The organism is Candidatus Cardinium sp. cByotN1, from assembly GCF_022810525.1.
Taxonomy (GTDB): domain Bacteria; phylum Bacteroidota; class Bacteroidia; order Cytophagales; family Amoebophilaceae; genus Cardinium.
The window spans coordinates 1-840 of record NZ_JAACGG010000217.1 but is presented as its reverse complement, the minus strand read 5'-3'; the positions used below and the strand labels follow the sequence as shown (position 1 = coordinate 840).

1 protein-coding gene is annotated in these 840 nt (G+C 37.1%); it reads right to left on the bottom strand.

All coding sequences use genetic code 11. The annotated features are described in order from the left end of the window. Window positions 1–151: 151 nt before the first annotated feature. Complete coding sequence (locus tag MUW73_RS04495; protein ID WP_243575338.1) at window positions 152–334, bottom strand: hypothetical protein; 183 nt, start codon at window positions 332–334, stop codon at window positions 152–154. Between the last annotated feature and the right edge of the window lie 506 nt (window positions 335–840).

Below are 840 nucleotides of genomic sequence, written 5' to 3'. Positions count from 1 at the left end.
ATTGTCGACTCACTTCTTCTTCTTCTTCTTCTTCTTCTTCTTCTTCTTCTTTCTCCTTTTCCCTTCTTCTGCTCGCTTATCGAATTAGTTCTCATTGCTTCCTTACTGATCAATCGATATGAATGCCCGGGCTGGGAAAAGGGAATTACGATCAGACAAACACAGGGCCAACAAGATGCTCAAATATACACGAATAGGTAAATTTACGGAGAGAGAGAGAGAGAGGCAAGTCAGCAAGAAGGGTGTGTGAGTGTGTTATTGTATAGAATTGGTTGAGAGCTTGTTTTGAAGAATCAGAATATCTGATTGATTGAAGGATCGATAGAGATGTCATCAGTTATATCATAACATAGGAGAATTGAGCTGAATTCCCAGATACACAAAACTCAAGAATAGTGTGAATAGGATTTGATGGCAATATTATGGTGCCAAAAGTTTTACCAAGGGATCCGTTTTTGAAGGCATGAAAGCTATTCGGAATATTTATATGTTCGATAGAAAGAAAGAGAAATTCGAGAAATGGAAGAAAATAAATCTCATGATAGATCTGGAGATCATGAGAACTTCCTCGGATTCAAGTTGATGTTCTGTAGTTTAGGGAAATAATAATAATATATTTGAAGAATGGATTGGAAAATGTTTCGCTCTGCTAGTATTTGATTTGGGATAAGAGTTGGATACAAAGGGAAGAGATCTTGGAAGGAGATATATATCTTCCAAATTGTAGGAGGTATGATGGAAGAAATGAGTACAGATCACAATAGTTGTAGCTCATTGTATGACCTATTAGTTCCTATGGCCAATGACCATTGTATGGCGGGTAAAAGTCATGAGGCACAT

Bases quoted from the DNA above. Each gene is read 5' to 3' on its own strand.
- MUW73_RS04495 (WP_243575338.1), bottom strand. From the start codon at position 334: ATGACATCTCTATCGATCCTTCAATCAATCAGATATTCTGATTCTTCA.